Below are 21,703 nucleotides of genomic sequence, written 5' to 3'. Positions count from 1 at the left end.
CACAACGACGCGGGGTGGAGCAGCTCGGTAGCTCGCTGGGCTCATAACCCAGAGGTCGCAGGTTCAAATCCTGTCCCCGCTACTGAAGTCGAAGGCCCGGATCTCACACGAGATCCGGGCCTTCGTGGTGTGCGAACTCATGTGCTGGGGCCGGAACCGGCCCTGCCGCCATGGGGAGTTGACAGAACTGTGTTTGACTTGTCTCTCTGTGGGCATGTCGACAAAACGCTGAAGTGACCTCACGGGCTGTGGTACACCGGGTGTACCCAGGTTGCAGGTGGTGCGACGATGGACGTTATGGGGGACAAGGCAACTCTGTTCGGAACGGGGCGATTTGCACAGCCTTCGGGCGAGGAGCCGTCCATCGACGAGACGGGGGAAGCCGCCGAGGAAGTGCGCCTGCGCATGGCGGCGCGCACCGGAGACGCCGAGGCGGCCAGCCTCCTCGGGGCCATCCTGCTGCGCCGGGGCGATCTGGACGGCGCCGAACCGCAGTTGAGAGCCGCGAGCGCGGCCGGTGACCGGGCCGCCGCCAACAACCTCGGCGTCCTGCTGCACCAGCGCGGCTATCCCGACGAGGCGGCCGGATGGTGGCGGATCGCCGCCGTGGCCGGATCGGCCGCCGCCGCGCACGCGCTCGGCCGCCACCACCGCGAGCGCGGCGACGAACCCGCCGCCGAGTACTGGCTGCGCCAGTCCGCCGAACAGGGCCATGTGCTGGGCGCCTACGCGCTCGCCGATCTCCTGGAGCACCGCGGCGACGCCGACGCCCGGCGCTGGATGCGCGCCGCCGCCGAGCGCGGCCACCGCGAAGCCGCCTACCGCCTCGCCCGCGCCCTCGACCTCAAGGCCGACCTCGGCCTCGGGCGCGGGGGCGCGGACCGCGACGCCCTCGCGGAGGCGGAGCAGTGGTACCGGCAGGCCGCCGCGCGCGGGCACCACCTCGCCGCGCTGCACCTCGGCGGCATCCTGGAGCGCCGCGGCGAGCTGAAGGAGGCGGGGCGCTGGTATCTGACCGCCGCCAAGGAGGGCGAGTCCCGCGCCGCCTGCGCGCTCGCCTTCCTGCTGCGCGACGCGGGCGACACCGAGGGCGCCGCGATGTGGTGGCTGCGCGCCGCCCAGGGCGGCGACGGCAACGCGGCCAACGCGCTCGGCGCCCTGCACGCCGAGCGCGGCGAGACCCAGACCGCCGAGCGCTGGTACCGGGCCGCGCTGGACGCCGGGGACGACAACGGCGCCTACAACCTCGGTCTGCTCTGCGCCGAGCAGGGGCGCACCGCCCAGGCCGAGCAGTGGTACCGGCGCGCCGCCTACGCCGGGCACCGGGAAGCCGCCAACGCGCTGGCCATCCTGCTGCTCCAGGTCGGGGACACCCGGGGCGCCGAGCCCTGGTTCTCCAAGGCGGCCGAGGCCGGCAGCGTGGACGCCGCCTTCAACCTCGGCATCCTGCACTCCGGGCGGAACACCGAGGAGGACGCGGCGAGCGCCCTGCGCTGGTACGAGCGGGCGGCTGCCGCGGGGCACACCGAGGCGGCGCTCCAGGTCGGCATCGCCCGGCTGCGCGAGGGCGACGAACAGGCCGCGGAACGGTATCTGCGCTGCGCCGCGGGGGGCGGCAGCGCCGAGGCCGCCTACCGGCTTGCCGCCGTGCTCGACGCGCGCCGTCCGCCGGAGCCCGCGCACGAGCTGGGCGAGCCCGCGCACGACAAGACCGAGTGCGAGGAGTGGTACGAGCGGGCGGCCTGTCTGGGGCACCGGCGCGCGCAGGTGCGGGTCGGCATGCTGGCGGCGGCGCGGGGCGACGTGGTCGAGGCGGCGCGCTGGTACCGGGAGGCGGCCGAGGCGGGCTCGCGCAACGGCGCCTTCAACCTCGGGCTGCTGCTGGCCCGCGAGGGCAGCGAGCCGGAGGCGGCGGTGTGGTGGGAGCGCGCCGCCGACGCGGGCCACGGGCGGGCGGCGCTGCGGCTCGCGCTCGTCTGCGCCCGGCGCGGTGAGCTGGACGAGGGGCAGCGCTGGGCCGACCGGGCCGCGGAGCTGGGTCCGCAGGAGGTGGCCCGGCGGGCGGCGAAGCTGCGGGACGCGCTGCGGGAGGAGCTGTCGGCGTGACCTGGCCGAACGCGTCGCGCGGAATGGATTTGCCTCACCGGGCAGGTCTCGCGTAGTGTCATATTCACCGACGCGGGGTGGAGCAGCTCGGTAGCTCGCTGGGCTCATAACCCAGAGGTCGCAGGTTCAAATCCTGTCCCCGCTACTGAAGCCCGAGGGCCGGAATCCAGAGATGGATTCCGGCCCTCGGTCGTTGTATACGCCTACGGATGCGCCGCCCCCCGAGGGGAGCGGCGGGAAGAGGAAGACGGTCAGGCGCCCGCGCAGTCCGGGCACAGTCCGCGGTAGGTGACCTCGACGTCCGAGACGGCGAAGCCGAAGCGCTCGGTGTCGGGGAGGTCGGCCAGCGGGTTGCCGGTCGGGTGCACGTCGCGGATCGCGCCGCAGCGGGCGCAGACCAGGTGGTGGTGCGGACGGTGCGCGTTGGGGTCGTACCGCTTGGCGCGGCGGTCCGTGGAGACTTCCAGGACCTCGCCGAGGGAGACCAGCTCGCCCAGCGTGTTGTAGACGGTCGCGCGGGAGATCTCCGGCAGCTTGACCACGGCGCGCGCGTGGACCTCGTCGGCGGTCAGATGGACGTGCTCTCCGTCGAGAACCTCGGCGACGACGCGGCGCTGCGCGGTCATGCGCCAGCCGCGTCCACGCAGCCGTTCCAGAAGGTCACTCATGGCAGCCAGCGTAACAGCCACGAGGTCAGATCCTGAACATGTGTGATTTTGGAACGCGAATCGTATTGGACACGATCCAATGTGGACGCGGGTGCGGAGAGGCGGGGTCAGAGGGCGGGTTCGGGCTCCCGTGCGGAGGCCCAGCAGCGGATGATGTCGCGGACCGAGACGATGCCGACGGGCTCGCCGCCGTCCAGGACGACCAGGTGCCGGAAGCCGCCGTGCGTCATGGCGCGGGCCGCCTCCCGCAGCGTCCAGGTCGGGGCGGCGAAGACGACGGCGGTGGTGGTGGCGTGCGCGTGGACGGTCTCGGTGTCGGGGTTCTGGCCGAGCCCGACGGAGTTCAGGATGTCGCGCTCGGTGAGGATGCCCGTGCCGCCGGCGTCGGGGTCGAGGACCACGGCGGCGCCGACGCGGCGCGCGGACATCAGGGCGGCTGCCTGGCGGAGGGTGTGGGTGGGGCCGATGGTGAGGACCACCGTGCTCATGGCGTCGCGGACGAGCATGGGATGGAGCCACCTCCTCGGAATCCGGGCGCGAGCGCGGATTCACGAATTCACAAGTGGGGTCGCTTCCCAGACTGCCAGGTAAAGAGGTGGTCAACAAGGGGGCGTGCGCGGCCGTCGCCCGGCGTGCGTGGCCATCGCCCGGCGTGCGGGGCACACCGGGTGCCGGGGCGCGCCGGGCGCGCCGACGACGGGTCAGTCGCGCTGGTTGAGATACCCCAGCAGCTCCTCGTGCAGCGGGCCGTTGGACGCCGCCGCGTTGCCGCTGTGCGGTCCGTGCCTGCCGTCCAGACCCGTGAAGGTGCCGCCCGCCTCGGTGACGATGATCGCGTTGGCGGCCATGTCCCACAGGGACAGCTCCGGCTCCGCGCAGATGTCGACGGCGCCCTCGGCCACCATCATGTACGGCCAGAAGTCGCCGTACGCGCGCGTGCGCCACACCGCGCGGGTCAGGTCCAGGAAGCCGCCCAGCCGCCCCTGGTCCTCCCAGCCGGTCAGCGAGGAGTACGCGAAGGAGGCGTCCGCGAGCCGCTCCACGCCGGAGACGTGGATGCGGGAGGCGGAGGTCAGGCTGCGTCCGGTGAAGGCGCCGTGGCCCTCGGCGGCCCACCAGCGGCGCCCGAGAGCCGGGGCGGAGACCAGACCCACGACCGGACGGAAGCCGCCCTCGCCCGCCTCCATCAGCGAGATCAGCGTCGCCCAGACGGGGACGCCGCGCACGTAGTTCTTGGTGCCGTCGATCGGGTCGATCACCCAGCGGCGCGGCCCGGTGCCCTCGACGCCGTACTCCTCGCCGAGGACCGCGTCGCGCGGGCGGGCGCGCTTGAGCTGACCGCGCACGACCTCCTCCGCCGCCTTGTCGGCCTCGCTCACCGGCGTCATGTCCGGCTTGGTCTCCACCTTCAGGTCGAGCGCCTTGAAGCGGGCCATGGTCGCGGCGTCGGCCGCGTCCGCGAGGACGTGGGCGAGGCGCAGGTCGTCGAGATAGTCCGGCATGTGACGAACGGTATCGGCCAGGGGCGTGACCGGGCCACACGGGGGTGCGCGCGGGTGTGCGAAGTGCCCGGGGCGCGCGGAGGGGCGCGCTGTCCGAAGCGCGCCCCCTGGGGCCTCCCGGCCCCTTGACAGTGCCCCGGCGCGCGTCAAACCTGGGGGCGGAGTCGCTCGCCCCCAGGGAGACGATGATGCCCGCAGCCCGGGAATCGCTGCTGGACGCCGCGTTCACCGCACTCATCCGCAGGCCGTGGTCCGCGGTGCGCATGGTCGACGTGGCGGCGGCCGCCGGGGTGTCCCGGCAGACCCTGTACAACGAGTTCGGCAGCAAGGACGGCCTGGCCAGGGCGCTGGTCCGGCGCGAGGCCGACGGCTATCTCGCCGGGGTGGAGCGGGCGCTCGCCGCGCACGCCGAGCCGCAGGAGCGGCTCACCGCCGCCGCCGAGTGGACGGCGTCCGCCGCCCGGGACAACGCGCTGGTGCGGGCGATGCTCACCGGCTGCTGGAGCGAGCGGCTGCCCGCGCCGGTCCTGTCCGGGGTGCCGTCCACCTCCGCCGTGCCGGCGCAGCGCCGGGCGGACGGTCCGCTGCCCTCGCCCGGCGACCTGCTGCGGATCGTGCGGGACCGGGCGGTCACCGCGCTGTCCGCGCCCGGCGCCGCTCCCGCCGAGGTGGCCGAACTCGCCTTCTCCTGCGAGCTGGTGGCCCGGATCGCGCTGTCCTGCGTGGCGGTGCCGCCGGGCGCGGGCGGCATGACGGGACTGATCGGCGGTGCCCTGCGCGGGCGGCAGCCGTGAGCTACTTCCCGGCCGTCTTCCTGAGCCAGCCGACCTTGGTGTAGTCGACGTCCGCGAGTCCCGTCGAGCCGTAGTTGGCCAGGTCGCTGCGTACGGCGTTGATCTCGGGCCGCTGGTACAGCTCGATGGAGTGGCCGAGGCGCCAGATCTCGGTGTCCGCCTCGTTGTAGAGCTTGATCGCCTCGGCGCGGTCGGTGCTCTGGCCCGCCTTCTTCAGCAGGGCGTCGATCTTCGGGGAGCCGACCGAGCCGAAGTTCTGGAAGAGGTTGCGCCCCTTGGGCTGCTGGAAGACGGGCGTGATGGTGGTGAGGAAGACGGCGTCGACGTTGCGGAAGCTGGTCAGGTCGAAGTCGCCGCGGTTCACGAACCGGTTGAAGTAGTCGTTGGCCGGGACCTTCTTCAGGTTCACCTTGATCCCGGTCTGGGCCAACTGCTGCTGGACCAGTTCCGCCTGGTCGAACTGGGCGGAGGTGCTGCCGGAGCTGAGGACGTAGTCCAGGGTGAGCTGCTTGCCGCCCTTGGTGCGCGGCTTGCCCTCGCCGTTGTCCTTCCAGCCCGCCGCGTCGAGGAGCTTCGCGGCCGCCTTCGGGTCGTAGGTCGCGTAGCCGCCGGAGGTGTCGCGGTAGCCCTGCTGGTTGGGCATGAAGAAGTGGTTGTCGAGCGGCGCCAACTGGAAGGAGAGGTCCTTGGCGAACGCCTCGTTGATGCCCTTGCGGTCGACGGCGTGCTGGACCGCCTGGCGCACCCGCAGGTCCTTGAGCGCCCTGCGCCCGCCGTTGAGCGTGATGTGCACCTCGTCCCAGCGCGCGCCCCGCCGGATGTCCGTGCCCGGCGCCTTCACCAGCCGCTTGTAGTCCTCGGGCAGCAGCGCGGTCGCGCTGTCCAGCTCCTTGTTGAGGTACGCCTCGGTGCGCGCGCCGAAGTCGAGGACGCGGTAGACGATCGCGTCGAGCTTCGGGCGGTTCCCCCACCACTTCGCGTCGGGCACCAGGGTGATGGTCTGCGCCGTCCTGTCGTACGACCCGATCCGGAAGGCGTTGCCGGTGACCGGCGCCTTCTCCGACCAGCCCTTGTTGAACTGCTTCGGGGTGGACGTGTACTTCGCCGGGTAGAGCGGGTCGAACAGCCGCTGCCAGTCGGCGTACGGCGAGGAGAAGACGACCTCGACCGTGTGCGCGTCCCTGCCCTCGGCCACCTTCGAGATCTGGTCGTAGCCCGAGGTGTCGGCTGCCTCGTACGCCTTGTTCCGGCCGTTCAGCGCCTGCCACTGGGCGCGGAAGTCGCGCCAGCCGAGCGGGGTGCCGTCGGACCACTTCGCCTTCGGGTTCAGCCGGTACTCGACCGTCTGCGGCGAGGTGGAGGTCACCTTCGCGGAGAGCAGGAAGTCGGGGTTGGCGTGGACCGCGCCCTTGGCGTCGGAGTCGAAGAGGTCGGGCAGGACGGTACGGGCCAGCTCCTGGGCGTCGCCCTGGGAGCCGTCGACGGTGTTGACGTTGTACTGCGTGATCCACTGCGTGATCGCCAGGTTCAGCCGCCCGCCCTGCTCGATGTCGGAGAGCGGGTGGGCGTTGATGTCCTGGCCGTCCGCCCGGGGCGCCGCCTTCTTGTGCACGGTGCCGTGGTCGGGGGAGCCGCAGCCGGTCACCAGCGACGCGACGGCCGCCGTGGCGGCGATCCAGGCTGCGGCGGAGGCGTGACGCATGGCGGTGTCCTTTGCGGGCTCGGCGGAATCTCCCGGACCGGGCGGCGGAGCCCGACCGTGCCGGGCCGGACCCGACGGGCAGAACGTAGAACGGCGCACGACCACCGGGGGAGAGCCCCGGGATTACTGACATGTTCTCTTCATGTTGCCGCAACAGAAGGACTGGACCATTTCTGACGTGCCCTCCTACCTGGCCAAACGCCTCGGCTACCACGCCGTGCTGCTCCTGGCCGCCGTCTGTCTGTCGTACGTCCTCGCCTCCCTGGCGCTCGATCCGCGCGCCGCCTACGAGGGCAGGCAGCCGCCGCTGTCCGCGAGCGCCGTCGACCACCACCTCACCGAGCTGGGCGTCAACGACCACGAGCCGCTGCGCGACCGCTTCTGGCACTGGGGCGGGCGCGCCCTGCACGGCGACCTCGGCGAGACCATCGACGGCACCTCCGTGAACGCCGAGTTCGGACGCCGGGTCGGGGTCAGCCTGCGGCTGCTGCTCGCGGGCACCGTCCTCGGCACGGCCGCCGGGGTGCTGGCCGGGGCGTGGACGGCGGCGCGGCAGTACCGGTTCAGCGACCGCGCGCTCACCGTCGTCTCCTTCGCGCTGCTCTCCACCCCCGTCTTCCTGGTGGCGATCCTGCTGAAGACCGGCGCGATCTGGGTCAACCAGAGCACCGGCACCGACCTCCGGTTCACCGGCGAGGAGACCCCAGGGCTGACCGGCGGCTTCTGGGACGTCCTCGGCGACCGCGCCGGGCATCTGCTGCTGCCCACCCTCTCCGTCGCCCTGTTCGCCGTCGCGAGCTACAGCCGCTACCAGCGCAGCACCATGCTCGACGTGCTCGGCTCCGACTTCCTGCGCACCGCGCGCGCCAAGGGACTCGGCCGCAGGACCGTGCTGCTCCGGCACGGGCTGCGCACCGCCCTCGTGCCCATGTCGACGTACTTCTCCTACGGCTTCCTCGCCCTGTTCACCGGCGCCACCTTCACCGAGACGATCTTCGGCTGGCACGGCATGGGCGAGTGGTTCGTGGCGTCCATCGGCAAGAACGACGTCAACTCCGTCGTCGCCGTCAACGTGTTCGCCGCCGTCACCGTGCTCCTGTCCGGCTTCCTCGCCGACCTGCTGCACGCCGCCCTCGATCCCCGCGTCCGGCAGGTCCGATGACCACCGCCCTCACCCCCGTCCCCACCCCCGCCGCGAAGGTCCCGGCAGGGCGCGCCGCCCTCGTGCTGCGCCGCTTCGTACGGCACCGGGCCGCGCTCGCCGGAGCCGTCGTCCTCGCGCTGCTCTTCCTGCTCGCCTTCGCCGGGCCGTACCTCACGCCGTGGTCCTACAGCCACGTCGACTACGGCGCGCTGCGCGCCGCGCCCGACGCCGAGCACTGGTGGGGCACCAACCGGATCGGGCAGGACGTGTTCGCGCAGACCGTGCGCGGACTGCAGAAGTCGCTGGTCATCGGGTTGCTGGTGGCTGTCCTGTCCACCGGGCTCGCCTCACTGGTGGGCGCCTGCGCGGGCTACTTCGGCGGCTGGACCGACCGGCTGCTCACCTTCGCCGTCGACCTGCTGCTCGTCTTCCCCTCCTTCCTGATCATCGCGATCGTCTCGCCCCGGCTGCGCTCCGGCGGCTGGTTCGCCTTCGTCGGACTGCTCGCCGTCTTCGGCTGGATGATCACCGCACGGGTCGTACGGTCCATGACGCTGAGCCTGAAGGAGCGCGAATTCGTGCGCGCCGCGCGGTACATGGGCGTCGGACCCTTCCGGATCATCTGGCGGCACGTCCTGCCCAACGTCGCCTCCTTCCTGATCATCGACGCCACCATCCAGGTCGGCGGCGCGGTGATGAGCGAGACCGCCCTGTCCTACTTCGGCTTCGGCGTCCAGCCGCCCGACGTCTCCCTCGGCACCCTGATCGCCTCCGGCACGGGCGCCGCCGTGACCTACCCGTGGATGTTCTTCTTCGCCGCCGGACTGCTCGTCGTGCTCGTCCTCGCCGTCAACCTCGTCGGCGACGGACTGCGCGACGCCCTCGACCCCACCTCCAAGGCGGCGACCCGATGACCCCGCTGCTCCAACTCACCGGACTCGACGTCGACTTCGACGGCAGACCCGCCGTACGCGACGTCCATCTCACCCTCGACCGGGGCGAAGTCCTCGGTCTGGTCGGGGAGTCGGGCTCCGGCAAGTCCGCCACCGCCCTCGCCGTCCTCGGACTGCTCCCCGGCAACGCCGTCGCGCGCGGCTCCGTACGCCTCGACGGCACCGAACTCCTCGGGGCGCCCGAACGCGAGCTGAACGACATCCGGGGGCGGCGGATCGCGATGGTCTTCCAGGACCCGCTGTCCGCGTTCACCCCCGTGTACCGCATCGGCGACCAGATCGCGGAAGCCGTCCGCGCCCACCACGACGTCTCCCGCGCCCGTGCCGCCGCCCGCGCCGTCGAACTGCTCGACCTCGTCGGCATCCCCGAACCCGGCCTGCGCGCGAAGGCGTTCCCGCACGAGTTCTCCGGCGGGATGCGCCAGCGCGCCATGATCGCCATGGCGATCGCCAACGAACCCGACGTCCTCCTCGCCGACGAACCCACCACCGCCCTCGACGTCACCATCCAGGCGCAGATCCTCGACGTGCTGCGCACCGCCCAACGCACCACCGGCGCCGCGCTGCTGCTCGTCAGCCACGACCTCGGGGTCATCGCGGGCATGGCCGACCGGGTCGCCGTCATGCGGGAGGGACGCGTGGTCGAACAGGGCACCGCCGAGCAGGTCTACGGCACCCCGAGCGAGCCCTACACCCGTGAACTGCTCGCCGCTGTACCCCGGTTGGACACCCCGCGCGTCCCCGCGCCCGCCACCGGCGAACCGGTGCTCACCGTGCGCGGACTCACCCGCACCTACCCCGTGCGCACCGGAGGCGTCCTGCGCCGCCGCACCGGCACCGTCCACGCCGTCGACGGGGTCGACCTCGACCTGCGACGCGGCGAAACCCTCGCCGTCGTGGGGGAGTCGGGGTCCGGGAAGTCCACCACCCTCTTCGAACTCCTCGAACTCGCCGCGCCCGAGGGCGGCACCGTCGAGCTGTTCGGACGGCGGTACGGCACCCTCACCCGTGCCGAGCGGCGGGAGCTGCGGCGGCGCGTCCAGGTCGTCTTCCAGGACCCCATGGCCTCACTCGACCCCCGGATGCCGGTCGGGGACATCGTCGCCGAACCGCTGCGCGCCCAGGGCGCCGACCGGACGACCGCCGCCCGCGCGGTACCGGAGCTGCTCGCCCGCGTCGGACTCGACCCCGACCACGCCGACCGCTACCCCCACGAGTTCTCCGGCGGCCAGCGCCAGCGCATCGGCATCGCCCGCGCCCTGTCCGTCGAACCCGAACTCCTGCTCCTGGACGAACCCGTCTCCGCGCTCGACGTCTCCGTCCAGGCAGAGGTGCTCGACCTGCTCCAGCGGCTCAAGGAGGAGCTGGGGCTCGCCTATCTGCTCGTCTCCCACGATCTGTCGGTCGTACGGAACATCGCGGACCGGGTCAGCGTCGTCTACCTCGGTCGCACGGTCGAGGCGGGACCCGTCGACGAGGTCTTCGCCCGCCCCCGGCACCCCTACACCCAGGCCCTGCTGTCCGCCGTACCGCTGCCCGACCCGGTGCGCGAGCGGTCCCGGCGGCGCATCCTGCTGATCGGCGACCCGCCGAGCCCCACCCGCCGCTACGACGGCTGCCGCTTCCGCGCCCGCTGCCCGCTCCACGCCGAACTGGGCGAGGACGAGCGCAAGCGGTGCGCGCACGAGGTGCCGGAGTTCGAGGGCGACGGCGCCGCCTGCCACTTCCCGCGCGTGCGCGAGGTCCTGGGGAACTAGTGCGCCGAGCCCGAGAGCTGGAGACCGATCACCCCGGCGATGACCAGGCAGATCGAGACGATCTTCAGGGTGGAGACCAGGTCACCGAGGAAGATCATGCCGTAGATCGCGGTGCCCGCCGCGCCGATGCCGGTCCATACGGCGTACGCGGGACCCACGTCCAGCTTCTTCAGGGACAGGGTCAGCAGTCCGAAGCTGCCCAGCGCGAACGCGGCGAAGGCGACCGTCGGCCACAGCCGGGTGAAGCCGTGCGAGAGCTTCAGACACACGGCGAAGCCGGTCTCCAGAAGCCCGGCGACGATGACCAGCAGCCACGCCATGTGCTGTCCTCCCGTAGGTCCGGATCTCCGGCTCGGTGCGATTATGCACTTGCCGGAGCCGGACCCCGGCAAACCACACGAGGCTCAGTCGCCTTCCCGGCGCTCCCGTGTCGACAGCAGCCTGCGCAGCGAGTACAGCCGCGCCGGGTCCGCGTGCCCCTCGGCCACCCACGCGTCCAGCGCGCAGTCCGGCTCGTCGTGACTGCACGCCCGGGGACAGCCCTCGGTGCCCGGCTCCAGGTCCGGGAAGGCGTGGATCACGCGCGAGGGGTCGATGTGCGCGAGCCCGAAGGACCGCACGCCCGGGGTGTCCACCACCCAGCCCCGGCCGTCCGCCAGCGGCAGCGCGAGCGCGGAGGTCGTGGTGTGCCGGCCGCGCCCGGTCACCGCGTTGACATGACCCGTCGTACGCTGCCGCTCCTCCGGGACCAGCGCGTTGACCAGGGTCGTCTTGCCGACGCCGGAGTGCCCGACGAACGCCGTGATCCGGCCGTCCAGATGCTCGCGCACCAGCTCCGCCGCCGCGCCGCTCGCCAGCTCCTCACGGCTGGTGACCACGTACGGGATGTCCAGATCGCCGTACAGCTCAAGGAACTTGTCCGGCGACGCCAGGTCCGACTTGGTCATCACCAGGAGCGGCTCCAGACCGCCGTCGAACGCGGCGACCAGACAGCGGTCGATCATCCGGGGGCGCGGCTCGGGGTCCGCCAGCGCGGTGACGATGGCGAGCTGGTCGGCGTTGGCCACCACCACCCGCTCGTAGGGATCGTCGTCGTCGGCGGTGCGGCGCAGCACCGAGGCGCGCTCCTCGATGCGGACGATCCGCGCGAGGGTGTCCTTCGTGCCGGACAGATCACCGACGAGCGCCACCCGGTCGCCCACCACCGCCGCCTTGCGGCCCAGTTCACGGGCCTTCATCGCGGTCACCGTGCGGCCGTCGACCAGACAGGTCAGCCGACCCCGGTCCACGGTGAGGACCATGCCCTCCGCCGCGTCCTCGTGCTTGGGGCGGATATGGGTCCGCGGGCGGTTGCCCTTGCGGTTGGGACGGGACCGGATGTCGTCCTCGTCGGTGTGCTTGCCGTAGCGGCGCATGGTTCCAGTCCGCCCGTCAGTTCCCGAGCATCCCGGCCCACAGCTCGGGGAAGTCGGGCAGCGTCTTCGCGGTCGTCGCCACGTTCTCGATCGTCACGTCCTTCACCGCCAGACCGATGACCGCGCCTGCCGTGGCCATGCGGTGGTCCTCGTAGGTGTGGAAGACGCCGCCGTGCAGCGGGCGGGGGCGGATGTGCAGACCGTCCGCCGTCTCCGTGACGTCACCGCCCAGCTCGTTGATCTCCTTGGTGAGCGCGGCCAGCCGGTCCGTCTCGTGCAGCCGGAGATGCGCCACGCCCCGCAGGGTCGAGGGGGAGTCGGCCAGCGCGGCGACCGCGGCGATGCCGGGGGTCAGCTCGCCGACGTCACCCAGGTCCACGTCGATGCCGTGGATCGCGCCGGAACCGGTGAACACCAGGCCGTACTCGGTGAGTTCGCAGGAACCACCCATCTCGGTGAAGATCTCCCGCAGCCGGTCACCCGGCTGGGTGGTGCGCTCGGGCCAGTCCGGGATCAGCACCTTGCCGCCGGTGACCAGGGCAGCGGCCAGGAACGGCTGGGCGTTGGACAGGTCCGGCTCGATCGTCAGGTCCCGGCCGAGCAGCGCGCCCGGGGTCACCCGCCACACGTTGGGCTCGCCGCCCGACTCCGGGGTGTCCACCTGGGCGCCGACCGCGCGCAGCATGTCCACGGTCATCCGGATGTGCGGCATCGAGGGCAGCGTCGCGCCGGTGTGGCGGACCTCCACGCCCTGGTTGAAGCGGGGCGCGGACAGCAGCAGCGCCGAGACGAACTGCGAGGACGAGGACGCGTCGACCGACACCGGACCGCCGTCCAGCGCCCCGACACCGTGCACGGTCAGCGGGAGCGCGCCCCGGCCGTCGTCGTCGATCCGGGCGCCGAGCGCGCGCAGCGCGTCGATCACGCCGTGCAGCGGACGCTCGTACGATCGCGGGTCGCCGTCGAAGCGGACGGGACCGTCGGCCAGCGCGGCGACCGGCGGCAGGAAGCGCATCACGGTGCCCGCGTTGCCCACGTCGACCGTCGCACCGCCGCGCAGCCCGGTGGGCAGCACCCGCCACGCCTCCCCGGAACCGTCCGGACCGATGCCCTCCTCGATCTCCACCCCCATCGCCCGCAGCGCCCCCGCCATCAGCAGCGTGTCGCGCGACCGCAGCGGCCGGCGCAGCCACCCCGGCTCCGAGGCGAGAGCGGCGAGCACGAGAGCACGGTTGGTGACCGACTTGGACCCGGGCACATGAACCGTCGCGTCGACGGGTCCGGTCGCGTGCGGGGCGGGCCAGAGGGCGGGGATTTCGGGCATGGGCCCACTCTATAAGGCGGTCCCTGCCCGAGCGCCCGCCGTACGGGGCACCGTCCACGGGGTGGACGCCGGTACGGCACGTCCTGGGCGCCGTGCCCACGGGCACCGCTCTCACCGCTGCCCCAGCAGCCACCCCCCGCCCCCGATGAGCGAGCACAGCGACACCGCGTGGAAGAGGAACAGCCACAGCCCCGCCGGGACGTGGGTGAGGCGGGAGAGCTGGTCGGCGTCGGAGTCGCCGGCCTCGCCGTGGCGGCGCTTGGCCTGGAGCTCGAACGGGGGGCGGACCCCGCCGAGGAGGAGGAACCAGACCACCGCGTAGGCGAAAGCCGCCTGGACCTGGGAGTCCGCGAGCCAGGAGATCAGCAGGAAGGTGCCGCCGGTCAGGACCACGGTGAGGACGCCGTAGGCGTTGCGGATCATCACCAGCATCGCAAGGAGCAGTGCCGTCGCCACCCACAGGAGCAGGGTGATGCGGCCGTCCGCGAGCAGGGCGGCGCCGCCGAGACCCAGCAGGGAGGGCGCGGTGTACCCGGCGGCGGCCGTGAGGATCATGCCGATGCCGTGCGGCTTGCCCCGGCTGAGGGTGAGCCCGCTGGTGTCGGAGTGCAGACGTATCCCGGTGAGCTGCCGACCGGTGACCAGCGCGAGCAGCCCGTGGCCGCCCTCGTGCGCGATGGTGATCGCGTTGCGGGAGAGGCGCCACAGTCGGTGCGGCACCACCGCGACGAGCGCGGCGGCGAGCGTGGCCACGACCACCCAGAGGTTCGGTCCCGGCTGGGTGCCGATGAGCCGGTCCCAGAGACCGGCGGCGGTACTGCTGTCCATGTCGGTTGGTGGCTCCCTGTCGTCGTATGGCGTCATCGCCCGGGCCGGATCTGGCACTGTGGCACGTATGTGCGGACGGTATGCGTCGAGTCGTAGGCCCGAGGATCTCGCGGGAATCTTTGAGATCGACAAGTGGGATGCCGAGGAAACCCTCGAACCGGACTACAACGTGGCCCCGACCAAGGAGGTCTACGCCGTCCTGGACCGCCCCCTCAAAGACGCGGACGACCGCCGTCCGGTTCGCCAGTTGCGCAGGCTCAAGTGGGGACTGGTGCCGTCCTGGGCGAAGACCCCCGAGGGCGCCGCCCGGATGATCAACGCCCGCGCCGAGACCGTCCACGAGAAGCCCGCCTACCGCCGCGCCTTCGCCGCCCGCCGCTGCATCCTGCCCGCCGACGGCTACTTCGAGTGGGTCACCGGCGACAAGGAACGCGAGCTGGAGGTCGAGGGCAAGAAGAAGCGCCCCCGCAAGCAGCCGTACTTCGTGCTCCCCGCCGACGGCTCGGTCTTCGCCATGGCCGGGCTCTACGAGTTCTGGCGCGACGCCACCCTGCCCGCCGACGACCCCCACGCCTGGTGGGCGACCTGCTCGGTCATCACCACCGAGGCGGAGCGGTCCCCCCTGGCCGTCGCCCCCGCCGAGGGACCCCACGCCCTCGCCGACATCCACCCCCGCATGCCCCTCATGCTCACCCCCGACCGCTGGGACGCCTGGCTCGACCCCACCCACACCGACCCCGACGACCTGCGCACCCTCCTCGCCCCGCCCCCCGAGGGCCTGATGCGCGCCTACCCGGTCCCCACCACCGTCAGCAACGTCCGCAACAACGGCCCGGAACTCCTGAAGGAGCTGGAGGGACCGGAAGAGGGCACACTTTTCTGATGTGATCGAGATCGTCGAGACCGACATCGGGACCGCCCGGCTCACCTGGCACCGTGCGCAGGACGCGCGGTGGGTGATGGCTGTGAGTCATGGGGCGGGTGGGGGTGTTGAGGCGCGGGATCTTCGGGCGCTGGCGGGGGTGCTGCCGGGGCACGGGGTGAGCGTGGTGCTGGTCGAGCAGCCGTGGCGGGTCGCCGGGAAGAAGGTCGCTCCGGCGCCGAAGACCCTGGACGCGGGGTGGCGCGGGGTCTGGCCCGCAGTGGCCGGGATGGGGTTGCCGGTGATCGCGGGCGGGCGGAGTGCCGGGGCGCGGGTCGCCTGCCGTACCGCCACCGAGCTGGGCGCCCGCGCCGTCCTTGCCCTGAGCTTCCCGCTCCATCCCCCCGGCAAGCCCGAGAAGTCCCGCGCGGACGAGCTGCTGGGCGCCGGGGTGCCCACCCTCGTCGTACAGGGCGGGAATGATCCCTTCGGGCGGCCCGGGGAGTTTCCCGAGGGCGGGTTCGAGCTGGTCGAGGTGCCCGGTGCCGACCACGGGCTCGCGGTGCCCAAGCGCTCCCCGCTCACCCAGGAGGAGGCGCTGAAGACCGTCACCGACGGTGTCGTGCGGTGGGTCGCGTCACTCGGGTGACGCCCGGGAATGCCCGGCGGCGCACTGCTGTTGTGGCGGACAGAAGCGCTGGAGCGCCGGGACCGAGACCGTCGCAGGAGAGGAAACCGCATGGGTTCGACCGCATGTCCCAGCCGTAGCAGCAACCGTGCTGACCTGGACTGGACGGTGCTGCACGCGGCCAAGGCCGCTCCCGTTCGAGCGGCGGCGGGCACGGGTCGTGTTCTATCCTCCGAATCGAGTGGGACCGGCTTCGGTCCTGCCCGGGAACTTGAGGAGGTGGGTCCGGTCACTGGGACCGACGCGGGTGCCGACAACGGCCAGGCGGAGCTGCCCGAGGGCCAGGGCGTGAGCGCGGGGGCGGCCGAGGCGCGCTCCGAGACCGGCACGGAGCGCAACGCGCGCTTCGAGCGGGACGCGCTCGAATACCTCGACCAGATGTATTCGGCCGCGCTGCGCATGACGCGCAACCCGGCCGACGCCGAGGACCTGGTGCAGGAGACGTACGCGAAGGCGTACGCGTCCTTCCACCAGTTCCGCGAGGGCACGAACCTCAAGGCGTGGCTCTACCGGATTCTCACCAACACCTTCATCAACTCGTACCGCAAGAAGCAGCGCGAACCCCAGCGCAGCGCGGCCGAGGAGATCGAGGACTGGCAGCTCGCGCGCGCCGAGTCGCACATGTCGACCGGGCTGCGCTCGGCCGAGTCGCAGGCGCTCGACCATCTGCCGGACTCCGACGTGAAGGCGGCGCTTCAGGCGATCCCCGAGGAGTTCCGCATCGCCGTCTATCTCGCGGACGTCGAGGGCTTTGCGTACAAGGAGATCGCGGACATCATGGGGACACCCATCGGTACGGTGATGTCCCGGCTGCACCGGGGCCGCCGTCAACTGCGCGGCATGCTGGAGGATTACGCCCGCGACCGTGGGCTGGTCCCGGCCGGTGCCGGAGAGTCGAACGAAGCGAAAGGCTCGGGCTCATGAGCTGCGGAGAGCCGCACGAGACGGACTGCGGTGAGGTCCTCGACCATCTGTACGAGTTCCTCGACAGTGAGATGCCGGACGTCGATCGCGACAAGTTCCAGCACCACTTCGAGGAATGCTCGCCCTGCCTGGAGAAGTACGGCCTGGAGCAGGCCGTGAAGAAGCTGGTCAAGCGGTGCTGCGGACACGACGACGTCCCCGCCGACCTGCGCGCCAAGGTCATGGGGCGGATCGAGCTGATCCGCTCCGGCCAGGCCGTCCCCGAGCACGACGTGACCGCGGTGGCACGCGAGAGCTGAGCCTCGCGACGAGGGCGTGAGTATCGCGACGAGGGCGTGAGCCTCGCCGGATTTCACCCCGCTTTCACCCGAACGTGCTAATCCCCGCCGCGTAAGCCCCCGGTCCCCGGCCGCCGCCCTAGGCTCCCCAGCCAGGACAGGCATGGTCGGGGAGGGCGCATGGAGGCGGTTCCGGCGAGAGCGCGGGCGTGCGTGACCTGCGCCGTGCTTCTCGCCCTGCTCTGCGTCCTGCCGCTGACCGACACCCCGGTCGCCTGGACGGTCGCCTCCTGGCGGGCACCTCTGCTGCTCGCGGCGCTCTACGCGCTCTGCGACCAGGTCGTCCGCCGTCGCTTCGGCGGCACCTTCTACCCCGTCCTGCTCGCCGCCGCCTTCCTGCTCACCCCGGCCGCCGCGGCGCTGGTCCCGCTGCCCGCCGCCCTGCTCTCCCCGGCCGAGCACCCCGCCGCCCCGGCCCGGCGCGTGTGGCGTGCCGCGCGTGCCTCGCTCGCCGTGTGGGCCGCCGCGTCCACGCACCGCGCGCTCGGCGGCGCCGACGCCGTCACCCACCCCGCCTTCCCGCAGGTCCTGCTGCCCGCCGGGGGCGCCGTCCTCGCCTTCTGCCTGGTGCTCACCGTCCTCGACGGCGCGATGCTCGCCGCGGTCACGGCGGCGCCCGCCTGGGGCCGGGGCGCCCTGCGCCGCATCTGGCGGGGACCGTTCACGCACTCCCTCGCCCCGGTCGCCGTGCACGGTCTTGCCGGACTGATGACGGCCGTCCTGTGGAAGAGCCCCTACGGTCCCGTCGCCGCCCTCCTCGTCCTGCTGCCGATGGGCGTCTCCTGCTGGGTGTTCGCCCAGTACCACCGCGAGCGCACCGCCCACCAGGCCACCATCCGCGCCCTGGTGCAGGCCGTCGACATCAAGGACGGCTACACCCGCGGTCACAGCGAGCGCGTCGGTCAGGCGTCCGTGATGATCGCCCGCGAACTCGGCATGGACGACGACCGCGTGGAGGTCCTGCGCTTCGCCGGCATCCTGCACGACGTCGGCAAGCTCGGCGTCCCCACCCGGCTGCTGCGCAAGGACGGTCCGCTCACCCCCGAGGAGCGCCGGATCATCGAGCTGCACCCGGAGTACGGCCACGAGATGGTGCGCGGCATCTCCTTCCTCGGCGAGGCCCGCGCCGCGATCCTGCACCACCACGAACGCCTCGACGGCACCGGCTACCCCTACGGACTCGCGGGCGCCCAGATCCCCGAGTGCGCCCGGGTCGTCGCCGTCGCCGACGCCTTCGACGCGATGACCTCCACCCGCTCCTACCGCAGGGCGCGCCCCGTCGACGTCGCCGTGGCGGAGCTGAAGCGGTGCGCGGGCGCGCAGTTCGACCCCCGCATGGTGACCGCCCTCGCCGCCGCCCTCGGCCGCCACGGCTGGCGCCCCGCCGTCACCGCCGACGAGCCCGCCCGCCCGCAGCCGCCCAGGCAGCGCACGCACTACCGCACGGGGGCGCACCGATGACGCCGGACGCCACCAAGACGCCACGCGCCCGCCGGGGACGCCGATGACCGCCCTGCGGCTCATCCACGGCGCCGCCGCGCTCACCGCCGCCGCCGCGCTCACCGCCGCCGCCGCGCTCGCCACCACCCTGTGGACCGGCGTCGAGGGGCGGGGCACCGCGCTCGCCTTCGGCGTGCTCATAGCCGTCGGCGAACTGACCCGCTGGAACGGCCCCGAAGCCCGGCAGACCGCGCCCCTCGGCACCGCCGGATCGCTGGCCTACGCCCTCCTCGGCGCCGACGCCGGGCACCCCGCGCGGCACGGCGCCGCCCAGATCGTCACCGTCGTCCTCGCCGCCTCGCTGCTCGGCGGCGTCCCGCACATCTGGCGCGGGCGCACCCCCACCCTGGACCACCTCGCCCGCCGGGTCCTGACCGTCGGCTTCGCCGCCGTCTGCTTCCAGCCCCTGTACGCCCGGGGCACGTTCGCCCACTGGGACGGTCCCGCCTACGCCCTGCTGCTCGTCGCCCTGGTCGCGCTGACCGCGCTGTGCGACGCCGTGCTGGCCGCAGCCCTCGCCCACGCGCGCGCCCGCTGGCCCTTCGGTCCGCTGCTGCGCGAGGAGTTGCGCGGGCTGCTCGGCATCGGCTCGGCCATCTGCGCCACCGGCGCGGTGATGGCGCTCGCCGTGGCCGTGGTCGGACTGTGGGCGCTGCCGGTGTTCTGTCTGCCGCTGCTGCTGACCCAGCTCTCCGTGCGCCGGTACGCGGCCGTGCGCGCCACCTACCGGCAGACCATCGCCTCCCTCGCCCGCGCCACCGAGATCGCCGGGTACACCCCCGCCGGACACGCCCGCCGCGTCGCCACGCTCAGCCTCGCCGTCGGCCGTGACCTGGGACTCACCGGAGCCGAGCTGACCGTCCTGGAGTACGCGGCGCTGATGCACGACATCGGCCAGCTCAGCCTCGTCGACCCGGTGCGCGCCGGGGCGACGGCGGTGCTGCCGCGCCGGGAGCAGCGGCGCATCGCCCTGCTCGGCGGCGCCGTCGTACGGCAGACCGGGGTGTCCCCGGCGGTCGCCGTGGTGGTCGAGCGGCAGGCGGACCCCTACCGGGAGCAGCCGCTCGCCGCCCGGATCGTGCGCGCGGTGAACGCCTACGAGGAGAAGGCGCGGGAAGCCGGACCCGAGGGTCCGCTGCGCGCGCTGGAGGAACTTCGCCTCGCCACCGGCGGGGACTACGCTCCGGAGGTGGTGGAGGCGCTCGCGCGCGTCCTGTCCCGCGACTGTCTGCTTCTGCCGGTCGCCGGGTAACCGATGGGTAATGAGCGGCCGTCCCTTCGCACGTGGTTGGATGCGAGGGAGAGGGTGTCCGGGGGCACAAGCCAGCCCACTGTGCGGAACTGGAACTGGCAGGCGGGAATCGTGAGGATCTTCGGCAAGGGAAGGAACCGGCCCTCCGCCTCCTGGCGGCAGGCCACCGACCGGGCGTTCACCCTGATCGGTGACGGACGGTACGAGGACGCGGGCGAACTTTTGACCCGCGCCGCCGATCTCGAACCCTGGCTCGCCGAGTCCTGGTTCAACCTCGCCCTGCTGCACAAGTTCCGGCACGACTGGGAGCAGGCGCGCGCCGCCGGACTGCGCGCCGTGGCCCTCCTCGACCGCGAGACCGGCGCCCCCGACTGGTGGAACGTCGGCATCGCCGCCACCGCCCTGCAGGACTGGCCGCTGGCCCGCCGCGCCTGGCAGGCGTACGGGCTCAAGGTCCCCGGCGGTTCCGCCGTGCCCGGCGAGCCGCTCGGCATGGAGCTGGGCAGCGCTGCCGTACGGCTCTCTCCCGAGGGCGAGGCCGAGGTGGTGTGGGGGCGCAGGCTGGACCCCGCGCGGATCGAGGTGCTGTCCATCCCGCTGCCGTCCTCGGGGCGCCGCTGGGGCGAGGTCGTCCTGCACGACGGCGTCCCGCACGGCGAGCGCACCACGTCCGCCGGGCACTCCTACCCGGTCTTCGACGAGATCGAGCTGTGGGCGCCCTCGCCCGTGCCGACCTGGGTGGTCCTCCTGGAGGCGGCGACCGAGGCGGACCGGGACGCGCTGGAGCAGTTGGCGGCGGACGCGGGGTTCGCGGCGGAGGACTGGTCGTCCTCCGTGCGGCTGCTGTGCCGGATGTGTTCGGAGTCGCGGATGCCGTCCGACGAGGGCGAGGGGATACATCTCGATCCGCACGATCACAGTGAGCCGGGGCATCCGGGTCCGTTGGGGCATCGGACGGACGGGCGGCTGTGGGTGCCGGAGAGGGAGTGCGGGGTGGCTGCGCCGGCTTCGCTCGTGCGGGGGTTGCTCGACGGGTGGGTTGCCGACAGTCCGGATTCGCGGGACTGGCGGGATCTCGAAGAGGTGTGTTGATCGCCGCTGCCGGGTGCGGGTCCGTTGTGGCTGATCGCGCCCACGCGGCGGAGCCGCATATCGGACACAGTCCCGCGCCCCTGGGGAGTGCGATCCACGTAGGCTGTATCAGCAATCTCTCCCGTGGTTTTTCAGGAAGGCGTACGTCGGTCATGGCTCAGCAGGACACCGATCAGCAGCACGCGGGCGTGCTCCCCGTCGATGACGAGGGCTATGTCGTCGACACGGAGGACTGCGAGGAGCGCGAGCTGGCCTGGCGCGAGCGCGGGACCTCGCGGCCGATCACGGTCGTCGGCAACCCGGTGCTGCACAAGGAGTGCGCCGACGTCACCGAGTTCGGACCCGAGCTGGAGCAGCTCGTCGCGGACATGTTCGCCAGCCAGCACACCGCCGAGGGCGTGGGTCTGGCCGCCAACCAGATCGGCGTGGACCTGAAGGTCTTCGTCTACGACTGCCCGGACGACGAGGGCGTGCGCCACACCGGCGTGATCTGCAACCCCAAGCTGGTCGAGCTGCCCGCCGCCGCGCGCCGCCTCGACGACAGCAACGAAGGCTGCCTCTCGGTGCCGACGGCGTACGCGCCGCTCGCGCGCCCGGACTACGCCGAGGTCACCGGTCAGGACGAGAAGGGCAACCCGGTCAAGGTGCGCGGCACCGGCTACTTCGCCCGCTGCCTCCAGCACGAGACCGACCACCTGTACGGCTACCTGTACATCGACCGCCTGTCCAAGCGTGACCGCAAGGACGCGCTGCGGCAGATGGCCGAGAACGAGCCACGCTACCCCGTGGTCGCCAACGACTGATCAGGGCGCCGGAGCACCCGGCGACCGTACGAGACCAGCCACGACGCCCGG

Annotated in this window: 21 protein-coding genes and 2 tRNA genes; 15 read left to right on the top strand and 8 right to left on the bottom strand. The window is 72.6% G+C overall.

From position 1 onward, the window contains the following. The first annotated feature begins 8 nt into the window (after window positions 1-8). From IF655_RS13650 to IF655_RS13640, 3 genes are all read left to right on the top strand, one after another. Window positions 9-82, top strand: a tRNA-Met gene (locus IF655_RS13650). 206 nt (window positions 83-288) lie between these two features. Further along, window positions 289-2,106 carry a tetratricopeptide repeat protein gene (locus tag IF655_RS13645; RefSeq protein ID WP_199584992.1) on the top strand — a complete coding sequence of 606 codons (1,818 nt, stop codon included), beginning with the start codon at window positions 289-291 and terminating at the stop codon, window positions 2,104-2,106. A 71-nt stretch (window positions 2,107-2,177) separates the two neighbouring features. After that, a tRNA-Met gene (locus tag IF655_RS13640) sits at window positions 2,178-2,251 on the top strand. Window positions 2,252-2,357: 106 nt separating this feature from the next. Here the strand turns inward: IF655_RS13640 and IF655_RS13635 are convergent. The 3 genes from IF655_RS13635 to hisN all read right to left on the bottom strand — a co-directional run bounded on the left by IF655_RS13635 (window position 2,358) and on the right by hisN (window position 4,276). Next, window positions 2,358-2,774, bottom strand: coding sequence for a Fur family transcriptional regulator (locus IF655_RS13635; protein WP_199584991.1), 417 nt, complete (start codon window positions 2,772-2,774; stop codon window positions 2,358-2,360). A gap of 107 nt (window positions 2,775-2,881) precedes the next feature. Next, window positions 2,882-3,280: a cyclic nucleotide-binding/CBS domain-containing protein gene (locus tag IF655_RS13630; RefSeq protein WP_199584990.1), complete on the bottom strand. Its 399-nt coding sequence runs from the start codon at window positions 3,278-3,280 to the stop codon at window positions 2,882-2,884. Window positions 3,281-3,475: 195 nt separating this feature from the next. Beyond that, window positions 3,476-4,276 (bottom strand): histidinol-phosphatase, encoded by an 801-nt coding sequence (hisN, locus tag IF655_RS13625; protein WP_199584989.1) that lies wholly within the window; start codon window positions 4,274-4,276, stop codon window positions 3,476-3,478. A 185-nt stretch (window positions 4,277-4,461) separates the two neighbouring features. Between hisN and IF655_RS13620 the strand changes: the two genes are divergently transcribed. After that, window positions 4,462-5,070 carry a TetR/AcrR family transcriptional regulator gene (locus tag IF655_RS13620; RefSeq protein ID WP_199584988.1) on the top strand — a complete coding sequence of 203 codons (609 nt, stop codon included), beginning with the start codon at window positions 4,462-4,464 and terminating at the stop codon, window positions 5,068-5,070. A 1-nt stretch (window position 5,071) separates the two neighbouring features. Here the strand turns inward: IF655_RS13620 and IF655_RS13615 are convergent, their stop codons facing one another. After that, window positions 5,072-6,772 carry an ABC transporter family substrate-binding protein gene (locus IF655_RS13615; RefSeq protein ID WP_199584987.1) on the bottom strand — a complete coding sequence of 567 codons (1,701 nt, stop codon included), beginning with the start codon at window positions 6,770-6,772 and terminating at the stop codon, window positions 5,072-5,074. Window positions 6,773-6,914: 142 nt separating this feature from the next. Between IF655_RS13615 and IF655_RS13610 the strand changes: the two genes are divergently transcribed. From IF655_RS13610 to IF655_RS13600, 3 genes are read left to right on the top strand one after another with little or no spacing between them, the layout of a single operon-like run. Then, entirely contained in the window at window positions 6,915-7,934 is a 1,020-nt protein-coding gene (locus IF655_RS13610; RefSeq protein ID WP_206775816.1) for an ABC transporter permease, read from the top strand. Further along, window positions 7,931-8,830 (top strand): ABC transporter permease, encoded by a 900-nt coding sequence (locus IF655_RS13605; protein WP_199584986.1) that lies wholly within the window; start codon window positions 7,931-7,933, stop codon window positions 8,828-8,830. Before IF655_RS13610 ends, IF655_RS13605 begins: the two co-directional genes overlap by 4 nt. Then, the gene (locus tag IF655_RS13600; protein ID WP_199584985.1) at window positions 8,827-10,626 is read left to right on the top strand and encodes an ABC transporter ATP-binding protein; all 1,800 of its coding nucleotides are present in this window, start codon (window positions 8,827-8,829) and stop codon (window positions 10,624-10,626) included. The genes IF655_RS13605 and IF655_RS13600 overlap by 4 nt, the downstream gene beginning before the upstream one ends. Here the strand turns inward: IF655_RS13600 and IF655_RS13595 are convergent. From IF655_RS13595 to IF655_RS13580, 4 genes are all read right to left on the bottom strand, one after another. Continuing rightward, complete coding sequence (locus IF655_RS13595; RefSeq protein ID WP_199584984.1) at window positions 10,623-10,946, bottom strand: multidrug efflux SMR transporter; 324 nt, start codon at window positions 10,944-10,946, stop codon at window positions 10,623-10,625. The two genes, IF655_RS13600 and IF655_RS13595, sit on opposite strands and share 4 nt — an antisense overlap. 84 nt (window positions 10,947-11,030) lie before the next feature. Beyond that, on the bottom strand, window positions 11,031-12,041 hold the full coding sequence (rsgA, locus tag IF655_RS13590; RefSeq protein ID WP_199584983.1) for a ribosome small subunit-dependent GTPase A: 1,011 nt from the start codon (window positions 12,039-12,041) through the stop codon (window positions 11,031-11,033). A gap of 16 nt (window positions 12,042-12,057) precedes the next feature. Next, window positions 12,058-13,365, bottom strand: a complete 1,308-nt coding sequence (gene aroA / locus IF655_RS13585; protein WP_199584982.1) for a 3-phosphoshikimate 1-carboxyvinyltransferase — start codon at window positions 13,363-13,365, stop codon at window positions 12,058-12,060. A 111-nt stretch (window positions 13,366-13,476) separates the two neighbouring features. Next, entirely contained in the window at window positions 13,477-14,193 is a 717-nt protein-coding gene (locus IF655_RS13580) for a M50 family metallopeptidase (protein WP_199584981.1), read from the bottom strand. Window positions 14,194-14,260: 67 nt separating this feature from the next. Here IF655_RS13580 and IF655_RS13575 point away from each other — a divergent pair, with 67 nt between their 5' ends. The 8 genes from IF655_RS13575 (at window position 14,261) to def (ending at window position 21,652) form a co-directional block, all read left to right on the top strand. Further along, window positions 14,261-15,076 carry an SOS response-associated peptidase gene (locus IF655_RS13575; RefSeq protein ID WP_199584980.1) on the top strand — a complete coding sequence of 272 codons (816 nt, stop codon included), beginning with the start codon at window positions 14,261-14,263 and terminating at the stop codon, window positions 15,074-15,076. 1 nt (window position 15,077) lies between these two features. Continuing rightward, on the top strand, window positions 15,078-15,704 hold the full coding sequence (locus IF655_RS13570) for an alpha/beta family hydrolase (protein WP_199584979.1): 627 nt from the start codon (window positions 15,078-15,080) through the stop codon (window positions 15,702-15,704). Between the two features lie 258 nt (window positions 15,705-15,962). Then, a complete protein-coding gene (locus IF655_RS13565) occupies window positions 15,963-16,667 on the top strand; it encodes a sigma-70 family RNA polymerase sigma factor (RefSeq protein WP_199584978.1) in 705 nt (234 codons plus the stop codon). Continuing rightward, complete coding sequence (gene rsrA, locus IF655_RS13560) at window positions 16,664-16,966, top strand: mycothiol system anti-sigma-R factor (protein ID WP_199584977.1); 303 nt, start codon at window positions 16,664-16,666, stop codon at window positions 16,964-16,966. The genes IF655_RS13565 and rsrA overlap by 4 nt, the downstream gene beginning before the upstream one ends. Window positions 16,967-17,125: 159 nt before the next feature. Continuing rightward, on the top strand, window positions 17,126-18,466 hold the full coding sequence (locus IF655_RS13555) for an HD-GYP domain-containing protein (RefSeq protein WP_199584976.1): 1,341 nt from the start codon (window positions 17,126-17,128) through the stop codon (window positions 18,464-18,466). Between the two features lie 43 nt (window positions 18,467-18,509). Further along, complete coding sequence (locus tag IF655_RS13550) at window positions 18,510-19,757, top strand: HD-GYP domain-containing protein (protein WP_199584975.1); 1,248 nt, start codon at window positions 18,510-18,512, stop codon at window positions 19,755-19,757. 111 nt (window positions 19,758-19,868) lie between these two features. Then, the gene (locus tag IF655_RS13545; RefSeq protein WP_026248318.1) at window positions 19,869-20,849 is read left to right on the top strand and encodes a hypothetical protein; all 981 of its coding nucleotides are present in this window, start codon (window positions 19,869-19,871) and stop codon (window positions 20,847-20,849) included. 152 nt (window positions 20,850-21,001) lie between these two features. Next, window positions 21,002-21,652 carry a peptide deformylase gene (gene def, locus IF655_RS13540; RefSeq protein WP_199584974.1) on the top strand — a complete coding sequence of 217 codons (651 nt, stop codon included), beginning with the start codon at window positions 21,002-21,004 and terminating at the stop codon, window positions 21,650-21,652. Window positions 21,653-21,703 lie beyond the last annotated feature (51 nt).

Origin of the sequence: Streptomyces sp. DSM 110735 (assembly GCF_016482685.1) — a bacterium.
Lineage (GTDB): Bacteria > Actinomycetota > Actinomycetes > Streptomycetales > Streptomycetaceae > Streptomyces.
The sequence above is the reverse complement of the archived record's forward strand: the minus strand, read 5'-3'. Positions and strand labels throughout refer to the sequence as shown.

What these genes read in the sequence shown, in the direction of transcription:
- IF655_RS13645 (WP_199584992.1), top strand. Translation starts at nt 289, where the DNA reads ATGGACGTTATGGGGGACAAGGCAACTCTGTTCGGAACGGGGCGATTT.
- IF655_RS13620 (WP_199584988.1), top strand. Translation starts at nt 4,462, where the DNA reads ATGATGCCCGCAGCCCGGGAATCGCTGCTGGACGCCGCGTTCACCGCA.
- def (WP_199584974.1), top strand. Translation starts at nt 21,002, where the DNA reads ATGGCTCAGCAGGACACCGATCAGCAGCACGCGGGCGTGCTCCCCGTC.
- rsgA (WP_199584983.1), bottom strand. Translation starts at nt 12,041, where the DNA reads ATGCGCCGCTACGGCAAGCACACCGACGAGGACGACATCCGGTCCCGT.
- IF655_RS13580 (WP_199584981.1), bottom strand. Translation starts at nt 14,193, where the DNA reads ATGGACAGCAGTACCGCCGCCGGTCTCTGGGACCGGCTCATCGGCACC.
- IF655_RS13550 (WP_199584975.1), top strand. Translation starts at nt 18,510, where the DNA reads ATGACCGCCCTGCGGCTCATCCACGGCGCCGCCGCGCTCACCGCCGCC.
- IF655_RS13555 (WP_199584976.1), top strand. Translation starts at nt 17,126, where the DNA reads ATGGAGGCGGTTCCGGCGAGAGCGCGGGCGTGCGTGACCTGCGCCGTG.
- IF655_RS13605 (WP_199584986.1), top strand. Translation starts at nt 7,931, where the DNA reads ATGACCACCGCCCTCACCCCCGTCCCCACCCCCGCCGCGAAGGTCCCG.
- IF655_RS13630 (WP_199584990.1), bottom strand. Translation starts at nt 3,280, where the DNA reads ATGCTCGTCCGCGACGCCATGAGCACGGTGGTCCTCACCATCGGCCCC.
- IF655_RS13610 (WP_206775816.1), top strand. Translation starts at nt 6,915, where the DNA reads ATGTTGCCGCAACAGAAGGACTGGACCATTTCTGACGTGCCCTCCTAC.
- IF655_RS13600 (WP_199584985.1), top strand. Translation starts at nt 8,827, where the DNA reads ATGACCCCGCTGCTCCAACTCACCGGACTCGACGTCGACTTCGACGGC.
- IF655_RS13575 (WP_199584980.1), top strand. Translation starts at nt 14,261, where the DNA reads ATGTGCGGACGGTATGCGTCGAGTCGTAGGCCCGAGGATCTCGCGGGA.
- aroA (WP_199584982.1), bottom strand. Translation starts at nt 13,365, where the DNA reads ATGCCCGAAATCCCCGCCCTCTGGCCCGCCCCGCACGCGACCGGACCC.
- IF655_RS13635 (WP_199584991.1), bottom strand. Translation starts at nt 2,774, where the DNA reads ATGAGTGACCTTCTGGAACGGCTGCGTGGACGCGGCTGGCGCATGACC.
- IF655_RS13595 (WP_199584984.1), bottom strand. Translation starts at nt 10,946, where the DNA reads ATGGCGTGGCTGCTGGTCATCGTCGCCGGGCTTCTGGAGACCGGCTTC.
- rsrA (WP_199584977.1), top strand. Translation starts at nt 16,664, where the DNA reads ATGAGCTGCGGAGAGCCGCACGAGACGGACTGCGGTGAGGTCCTCGAC.
- IF655_RS13615 (WP_199584987.1), bottom strand. Translation starts at nt 6,772, where the DNA reads ATGCGTCACGCCTCCGCCGCAGCCTGGATCGCCGCCACGGCGGCCGTC.
- hisN (WP_199584989.1), bottom strand. Translation starts at nt 4,276, where the DNA reads ATGCCGGACTATCTCGACGACCTGCGCCTCGCCCACGTCCTCGCGGAC.